Annotated in this window: 8 protein-coding genes; 4 read left to right on the top strand and 4 right to left on the bottom strand. The window is 58.3% G+C overall.

What is annotated here, in order from left to right; all coding sequences use genetic code 11:
- From KXG62_RS33415 to KXG62_RS33405, 3 genes are all read right to left on the bottom strand, one after another.
- On the bottom strand, window positions 1–423 hold a 423-nt coding region (locus KXG62_RS33415), incomplete at its 3' end, for a DODA-type extradiol aromatic ring-opening family dioxygenase (protein ID WP_218096328.1).
- Between the two features lie 303 nt (window positions 424–726).
- Window positions 727–2,403 (bottom strand): glutamine--tRNA ligase/YqeY domain fusion protein, encoded by a 1,677-nt coding sequence (locus tag KXG62_RS33410; RefSeq protein WP_218096330.1) that lies wholly within the window; start codon window positions 2,401–2,403, stop codon window positions 727–729.
- A 449-nt stretch (window positions 2,404–2,852) separates the two neighbouring features.
- Entirely contained in the window at window positions 2,853–3,182 is a 330-nt protein-coding gene (locus KXG62_RS33405; RefSeq protein ID WP_218096327.1) for a hypothetical protein, read from the bottom strand.
- Between the two features lie 231 nt (window positions 3,183–3,413).
- On the opposite strand from KXG62_RS33405, the gene KXG62_RS33400 reads away from it, so the two are divergent.
- Window positions 3,414–3,833, top strand: coding sequence for a hypothetical protein (locus tag KXG62_RS33400; RefSeq protein ID WP_218096326.1), 420 nt, complete (start codon window positions 3,414–3,416; stop codon window positions 3,831–3,833).
- 50 nt (window positions 3,834–3,883) lie between these two features.
- Here the strand turns inward: KXG62_RS33400 and KXG62_RS33395 are convergent, their stop codons facing one another.
- Entirely contained in the window at window positions 3,884–4,768 is an 885-nt protein-coding gene (locus tag KXG62_RS33395; RefSeq protein ID WP_218096325.1) for an EcsC family protein, read from the bottom strand.
- Window positions 4,769–4,926: 158 nt separating this feature from the next.
- On the opposite strand from KXG62_RS33395, the gene KXG62_RS33390 reads away from it, so the two are divergent.
- The 3 genes from KXG62_RS33390 to KXG62_RS33380 all read left to right on the top strand — a co-directional run bounded on the left by KXG62_RS33390 (window position 4,927) and on the right by KXG62_RS33380 (window position 7,302).
- Window positions 4,927–5,775 (top strand): DUF72 domain-containing protein, encoded by an 849-nt coding sequence (locus KXG62_RS33390; RefSeq protein ID WP_218096324.1) that lies wholly within the window; start codon window positions 4,927–4,929, stop codon window positions 5,773–5,775.
- A 157-nt stretch (window positions 5,776–5,932) separates the two neighbouring features.
- Complete coding sequence (locus tag KXG62_RS33385; RefSeq protein WP_218096323.1) at window positions 5,933–6,907, top strand: C40 family peptidase; 975 nt, start codon at window positions 5,933–5,935, stop codon at window positions 6,905–6,907.
- A gap of 119 nt (window positions 6,908–7,026) precedes the next feature.
- Window positions 7,027–7,302, top strand: coding sequence for a hypothetical protein (locus KXG62_RS33380; protein WP_218096329.1), 276 nt, complete (start codon window positions 7,027–7,029; stop codon window positions 7,300–7,302).
- The last annotated feature ends 174 nt before the right edge of the window (window positions 7,303–7,476 follow it).

Here is a 7,476-nt window from a genome sequence, read left to right as displayed (position 1 = left end):
TTGCTGCTCGGGCGGGAGGGCCGGGTTGACCGAGACGTTGATGACGGGCACGTCCGCCTCCGGGAACAAGTGCCTCAGGATGACCCATGCTCCGTGATCCAGCCCGCGGGTTTGGCTGACGCCGGCTTCAATGCCGTGCGATTGAAACAGCTCCAGAATTTGCTTGGCGACCGGAACGGAGCCCTTCGCCGGGTACACGACCTCGAACAGCTCCCGCGGAAAGCCGCCGAAATCGTAAATCGTCTCCAATGTTCCTTCTGTATACGTTACGGTTTGCCGGGGGCTTACCCAGTGGGCGGAAAAGACGACGACCGCTTCCGGTCTGCCGATCCGCTCCCCCAGCCGTTGCAGCGACTGCGTGTAATCGTTATGTTGGATAGCCAGCATCGGGCTGCCGTGAGCGATAAAAAATGACGATCCCATACCGTGTCCTCCTTCTTGGTTATTTATCGTAGTTGCTTTGCCACATTTTAAACTTTAAAAAAGTAAGTTACTAAAATTATAATCGAACCTCCGTAAGAAGTCAAAAGCTTTATTGCAGGACGCGCCGACCGCCTCCCGCCGGCCTCATCGGGGGGGCGAGCCTTATCCTTCGCAACGAAACGCGCGCTCATCCAGTCGACTTCCCCCCTGAACCATAAAATGGCACCACAGAGAGAGTCGGAATATGCGGTAAAAAGCCCGCATTCCGGCGCCGGGATGCGGGCTTGCCTCTGATTCGCTTGCTTACTTGCCTTTCGCGTCAAATGAGCTTTTGAGCGATACGATGCGGTTGAAGACAAGCTTCTTCGCCGTCGTTTGCTTCGGATCGACGTTGAAATAGCCGTGGCGGAAAAATTGGAACTTGTCTTGTCCTTTTGCCTCCGACATGTTGCTTTCCACGAACCCCTGCAGTGTCTCAATCGATTTCGGATTAATGTTGTCCAGGAATGACGTGCCTTCCGCCATATCCTCATCGAGGATGAGCGGCTCGTACAGGCGGAATTCCGCCGGGCGCGCCTGCGAAGCTTCCACCCAGTGAATCGTCCCTTTCACTTTCCGGCCGGTAAAGCCGCTGCCGCTCTTTGTTTCCGGGTCATACGTACAGCGCAGCTCCGTCACATGGCCTTGCTCGTCTTTCACGACTTCCTCGCATTTGATGAAATATGCGTGCTTCAGCCGCACTTCATTGCCGGGGAAAAGGCGGAAGTACCCTTTGACCGGCTCCTCCATGAAATCGTCCTGCTCGATGTAAATTTCCCGTGAGAAAGGAATTTGCCGGTGGCCCATCGCCTCATTCTCCGGATTGTTCTCCGCGTCGAGCAGCTCGGATTGTCCTTCCGGGTAGTTGGTGATGACCACCTTCAGCGGGTTCAGCACGGCCATCGTCCGCAGCGCCTTCAGCTTTAAATCCTCACGGATAAAGTGCTCCAGCATCTTCTCTTCGACGACGCTGTTATTCGTCTTCACGACGCCGGTTTCGCGAATGAAATCGCGGATCGCTTCCGGGGTGTAGCCTTTGCGCCGCAAGCCGGAGATGGTCGGCATCCGCGGGTCGTCCCAGCCGTCCACCACTTTCTCGTCCACGAGCTGCTTCAGCAGTCTTTTGCTCATCACCGTATTGGTCAGGTTCAGCCGTCCGAATTCGTATTGGTGCGGCACGCACTCCATCTCGCATTCCGCGATGACCCAGTCGTAAAGCGGACGGTGATCGGCAAATTCCATCGTACAGATCGAATGCGTCACGCCCTCGATGGCATCCTCCAGCGGATGGGCAAAATCGTACATCGGGTAGATGCACCATTTGTCGCCCGTATTATGATGATGGGCGTGGGCAATCCGGTAAATGACCGGATCGCGCATGTTGATGTTCGGTGACGCCATATCGATTTTGGCGCGCAGCACCTTCTCGCCGTCCTTGAATTCCCCTGCGCGCATCCGCTTGAACAGATCGAGGTTTTCCTCTGCGCTTCGGTCGCGGTACGGGCTGTTTTGGCCCGGCTCCGTCAAGGTGCCGCGCGTCTCGCGGATTTGCTCGGCCGTCAAGTCGCACACGAAGGCTTTGCCCTTCTGGATCAGCACGACGGCGCGGTCGTACATCTCCTCGAAATAATCGGAGGCGAAAAACAGCTTGTCCCAATCGAAGCCAAGCCACTGGACGTCCTCTTTGATCGATCGTACATATTCCGTATCTTCCTTGAGCGGGTTCGTGTCGTCGAAGCGCAAATGCGTTCGTCCGCCGAATTCGTCCGCCAGTTCGAAATTAAGGCAGATCGATTTGGCATGCCCGATATGGAGGTAGCCGTTCGGCTCCGGCGGGAAGCGTGTGACGACCTCCTGCGTTTTGCCCGACTTCAGATCTTCCGCAATGATCGTTTTAATATAATTCGTAGATGATGCAGGTGCCGGCTTCGTCGTTTCCATCATATCAACCTTTCTTACGGGCAAGCTCGCGCTTTCCAAAATTTATATAATTACTATCATACACCAAAAGAAGCGCGTTTATCATCGTATTCCGCTGATATCAGCGCAGTGCCGTAATTTTTAAGTTTAATATTAGCAAATTCGCGCAACCAAGAAAAGTATGCCGCTTTCGCGATTGCTGTTAGGCGATCGAATACGGCTGCGTTCCAGGGCCAGTCTTTGTTCGGCCGGTTCGCAGGGATTGCCGAAAACGGTGACAGGCATAGGTAAGGGGCTTGCGACGAAGAACCTCGCGACGGGACCAGGAGTCTGCCGCCTCGGTTGTTTGTCAAACTTCACGGAGCTGGAGCCGTTGGGACAGCGGGGGGGCAGGAGGCAGGATGCGGGGAAGACAAAGGCCCCTGCGGGGAAGAGGCGAGTCGCCTCTTGCGCAAGGGCCGTATGAACGATCACAAATGGATCATGGAGGACGGCTGTTCCTGCTCGTACTGCTCCAGCAGCGCCTCCGCCCGCTCCAGATCTTTGGAGTGGACCTGAAGCTTCTTCCGCTCCACCCCGTTCCAATCGGCTCCGGCGGCGGGCTGCACGGCGCCGAGACTGGCGTCGCTGTCCGATTTGATTCTGCATTTCACTTGATTCGACTGGAGGTAAGCGTATTTTGCTTCCACCTCGCCTGCATCCTCGCCGGATCGGGCGATAACGGTTCTCCAATTCGCATTGCGCCGGTACATCCAATAAATAACGGCCAGAACAACCAACAAGAGCAATAAACCTTCCATGGAAAACACCGCCTTTTCGTAAAAAATTGTGTGTTGCCGGAAGCGCCTTATTGGGTAATAGAGAGTAGGGACGTTGTCTTACGGACTACTTACCCGTCTGCTGCCGCGTTGAATCAGGAGCACAACGATCGGATCATGCGGTAAGCGATCCGCCCTCAAAAAGGAACGGCGCTTACGAACCGTATATAGCATTCCTGCTTCATAACGAAAAGGATTAGAGGAGTGGTGAACATGAGTCTAGACACGAATCGTCCTGCAAGGCCTGAACAGGAAATGGAAACGAATGCGATGAGAAGGCAGCCGCCCGAGCGTGAGATGCAGATGCCGCCATACGAAGGGTATCGACCGCAGCCTTACGCACCGCAGCCGCCCGAGGCCGAGCCGCGGCGCAGCAAGCCATGGCACAGCCAAGGATGGCTGTGGCTGATCGTTGCGGTGATCGGCATCGGAGTGATGGCTGCCGGAGTGATCATAGGGGCGGGGGAAATGGAGGGAGTCCGTTCGGCGATTCACGAACAAACGGGCGTGCTGCGCGAGCAGAATGGGCTTTTGCATGATTTGAGCGCGGGACTGGACCGGTTGACGGCGGCGGTGAGCCGGGTCGCGGACGTCATAAGCGATGCGGTGAGCCATTGGCTCGCTTCCATGTAACACGCAAGTGAAATGCCGAGAACGGCAGCCGGTAGTATCCGGCTGCCGTTCTATTTCGTCTCAGGAGGCGCCTCGTCCGGACTATAGCCCGAGCTGCGCAGCCGCTCGTTTACGCGCCGTTTGCGGTACAGCATGCCCGACGCTTCGGCCACGTCCTGCAGCGTGCTGCGGTTGATGACGGCGCCGAAGATCATGCCGGCGATCGGGACGAGCTGGAACAGCTTCTTCCAGCCGAAGTTGTCGCGGTATGCGTTGATCACTTCCCGCCAGCCCTGCAGCTGGGAGACGACCTCCTTGGGCCGCCGTTCGTTGTCGAAGTCGGCGAGCTCCTCCAGAATCGCCTTCTTGCCGACGATGTCGGAGGAGGCGAATTGCAAGCATTTGACCGTGAACAGACGCTCTCGCTTTTGCTTCGGGTCGAAGCCGTAGACGATCGCCATCTCTTGGATCACCTTCAGCGACAGGCCGAGAATGGCGGGAATATCGACCGCAAGCGTGAAGAGGCCGCCGATCCCGGTCGTCGCCCCTTGCGCTGCAGCCAGATTGGAGCGATGCTCGGCGAGTACTGCCGCTGACCGGTCCATGACGGATAGCGGAAGAGACGGCACCTCCTCCAGCGTCAGGCTGCCTGTCCCGGCGAGCGGGCCGCTTCCGCCCAGTTGCTCTTCCAGCCGGCGGAGCACGCTTGTCTCCGAGAGCAAATACGTGCCTCCAGTCTGCACGTAGCTTCCGACTTCGTCGAGCGCTTGACCGATCTTGTCCTGCACGAATCGCGGGGTCAGCCGGTCGAGCAACATGAACGGCAGCCGCCCCAGCTTTTCCCAAAACCACAAGTCCTTCTGGCTTGTCTCCCACGCTTCGATTTCATGGAGCGCTCGCAGCAGCTCCTCCCGGGTTTCCGTCGCGACCGGGTTACGGTTCATTGACTCCGACATGGCAGTTCCTCTCCTTTATGAACATATCATACGAAGCAGAGAGCGGAAGGATGCGCGCGCCGACCGCTTGCGTGAATTGGCTATCCGGCTGTTTGTCAAACTTTGGAGGCAATCGGTATACTGTTTGTAAAAAGATTCGCAGGGATTCGAGGTGGCTTATGATCCGAATCGGACTGGCAGGCTGGGGAGATCATGACGATCTTTACGGGAAAGGGCTCCCGGCCCGCGACAAGTTAAAAGTGTACAGCCGTTATTTCCCGATCGTCGAGGTCGATAGCTCGTTCTATGCGATTCAAGCGGCGGCCCAGTTTGAACGATGGGCGAGCGACACCCCGGCCGGGTTCGGCTTTATCGTCAAAGCGTATCAAGGCATGACGGGGCATTTGCGGGGCGGCCCTCCATTCGAGAGCACGGAGGCGATGTTCGGCGCGTTTCGCGACTCGATCGCTCCGCTGCGCGAAGCGGGCAAGCTGAAGGCGGTATTGTTCCAGTACCCGCCCTGGTTCGATTGCACGCGGGAGAACGTGGCGCTCGTCCGCGAGGCGAGAACGCTCATGGGGGATGTGCCGGTTGCCCTGGAATTTCGCCATCAGAGCTGGTTTGCCGGGGAGATGCGGGACAAGACGCTGGCGTTCATGCGCCGGGAAGGGTGGATTCACAGCGTCTGCGACGAGCCGCAGGCAGGCGCCGGGTCGGTGCCGACGGTGCTCGAAGCGACCGATCCCGGTCTGACGATCGTTCGGATGCACGGTCGCAACGTGTCCGGCTGGAATCAGGGCGGCGCGCCGAACTGGCGCGAGGTACGGTATTTGTACCGCTACAACGCCGAGGAGCTGCTCGAATGGAAGCAGAATGCGGAGAAATTGCTGGAGAGCACGCGGGAAGTTTGCATCGTATTCAACAACAATTCCGGCGGCGATGCGGCGGGGAACGCGATCGAGCTGATGCAGCAGCTCGGCATGCCGACGCTGGAGTTCGCTCCGAAGCAGCTTGACCTGTTCGAGTAGCTGCACGCCGATAGGCCGACACGCTGACATGCCGTCAAGGAGCCGTCAGTAAGGTCAGGAAGAAATTGGACGGCCATTCGCTCCCGTCCGCTCCCGCTAAACCGCTCTTCGCCGCCGAATAGTGTAGAGACAAACATCTCACTTGGGAGGCGGCATCATGGCAAGAAAGCCACTGCTCTACACGGCGCTCGGGCTTGTCGTATTTGCGGGAGGGCTCGGCTCGGGCATTTCTCTGGCTTCGGGGAAGCTGCAGCAGGTGACAGCCGACCTGGCTCCGTTTCAATGGAAGGCGGGAGGTAAGCAATTCTCCTCCGCGGACGGCTATCACGACGGGACGGAACAGCTTCCCGGAAGCATGAATTATAAAGGAACCACCTATATCCCCATCCGGCTCTTGGCGGAAACGCTTGGATACGAGGTCGGCTGGGATGACGCGACGAACACGGCTACGATTCTCGATCCGTCCCGCAGCGACGATCCTGCGTCGGATTTGCCGGCGCAGCAAGCAGTCGATTACTCGCCCGGTACAGCTGCCATGACAAGCTCCGGCGTCATGCTGGCGAAGGCGGACCCGGGCGCAGCGGTGCTGGAGACGCTGCCCGCGGGCACGAAGGTGAACGTAACGGCGGAGACGAGCCGGGACTATTTGGCCGTCACCGTGAACGGCCGCAGCGGCTATGTCGCGGCTTCGGCCACAGATTATCGCTTCAATGCGGATCGGCCGGCCTGGGAGCGGAAGGCTGACGAGGTCATTGCTGCGGGGCTGAAATATAAAGGGACGCCTTATGAGTTCGGCGCCTCTGCGAAGCAAACCGACACGTTCGACTGCTCGTCGTTCACCAAATACATATTTGGCCGCAGCGGCGTCACGCTGCCGCGCGATTCGCGGCAGCAAAGCCAGACCGGCCAAGAGGTGAAGGTGGCGGATGTACGCAAGGGCGATCTGCTGTTCTTTACAACGCCGCAGCGCAAGAACGAAAAAGGGCTGCAGCGGATTGGGCATGTCGCCGTGTATTTGGGAGACAACAAGGTGCTGCATACATACCGCGTCGGGATCGGCGTGACGGTCACCGAGCTGGATGCCGCCTGGAAGGGGCGCATCGTGTCCGCGAAGCGCGTCATCTCCTCCTGACAACGGGCATATGGCGCATGGCCGGAGCGGCGCAGCGGCGTTCACTGCGGCCGCCGCATAAAAAGGTCCGCTTTTTCCCACATTAACAGCGATCCTGTATGTGGAAAGGAGGACGAATGATGCCACGTTACGAGTACGATTCCAGTCTTCAATCGCAAAATCCGATTTCCCAGGCGCAAAACTCGGTGGAGACCGCCCATCACGCGGTCAAGCAAGCGCAGACCCATCCTTCGAGCCAGCTCATCGAGCAGGCCGAGACGGCTGTGGAGCGCGCGGAGCGGGCGATCGACCAAGCCGGCTTCAGCGAGAACCAGGAGGCTGTGCAGCAGGCGGCGGAATCGCTGGAAGAAGATAAGGCGGCCCTGCAGGGACTCACGCCTTCGGACGAACAATAGCTGTATTACGGGAGAGACCCGCGCATGGACATGCTGCGGGTCTCTTTTTTGCATGCGGCGTGCCCAGAAAGCACGCATCTTCTAGCCGGTGAAGGTCCGGTCGCGGGAGGGGCCAAGCCCCCGCGTAGCTAGGATACTTGCGTATGGCGAAATCTGTGCGTAAAAGCGTATCGA

Source organism: Paenibacillus solanacearum (assembly GCF_910593845.1).
Taxonomy (GTDB): Bacteria; Bacillota; Bacilli; order Paenibacillales; family NBRC-103111; genus Paenibacillus_G; species Paenibacillus_G solanacearum.
This window is presented reverse-complemented; position numbering and strand designations above follow the sequence as displayed.

Excerpts from the sequence above, each read along its gene's own strand:
- KXG62_RS33410 (WP_218096330.1), bottom strand. The coding sequence starts at position 2,403 with ATGGAAACGACGAAGCCGGCACCTGCATCATCTACGAATTATATTAAA.
- KXG62_RS33405 (WP_218096327.1), bottom strand. The coding sequence starts at position 3,182 with ATGGAAGGTTTATTGCTCTTGTTGGTTGTTCTGGCCGTTATTTATTGG.
- KXG62_RS33400 (WP_218096326.1), top strand. The coding sequence starts at position 3,414 with ATGAGTCTAGACACGAATCGTCCTGCAAGGCCTGAACAGGAAATGGAA.
- KXG62_RS33395 (WP_218096325.1), bottom strand. The coding sequence starts at position 4,768 with ATGTCGGAGTCAATGAACCGTAACCCGGTCGCGACGGAAACCCGGGAG.
- KXG62_RS33390 (WP_218096324.1), top strand. The coding sequence starts at position 4,927 with ATGATCCGAATCGGACTGGCAGGCTGGGGAGATCATGACGATCTTTAC.
- KXG62_RS33385 (WP_218096323.1), top strand. The coding sequence starts at position 5,933 with ATGGCAAGAAAGCCACTGCTCTACACGGCGCTCGGGCTTGTCGTATTT.
- KXG62_RS33380 (WP_218096329.1), top strand. The coding sequence starts at position 7,027 with ATGCCACGTTACGAGTACGATTCCAGTCTTCAATCGCAAAATCCGATT.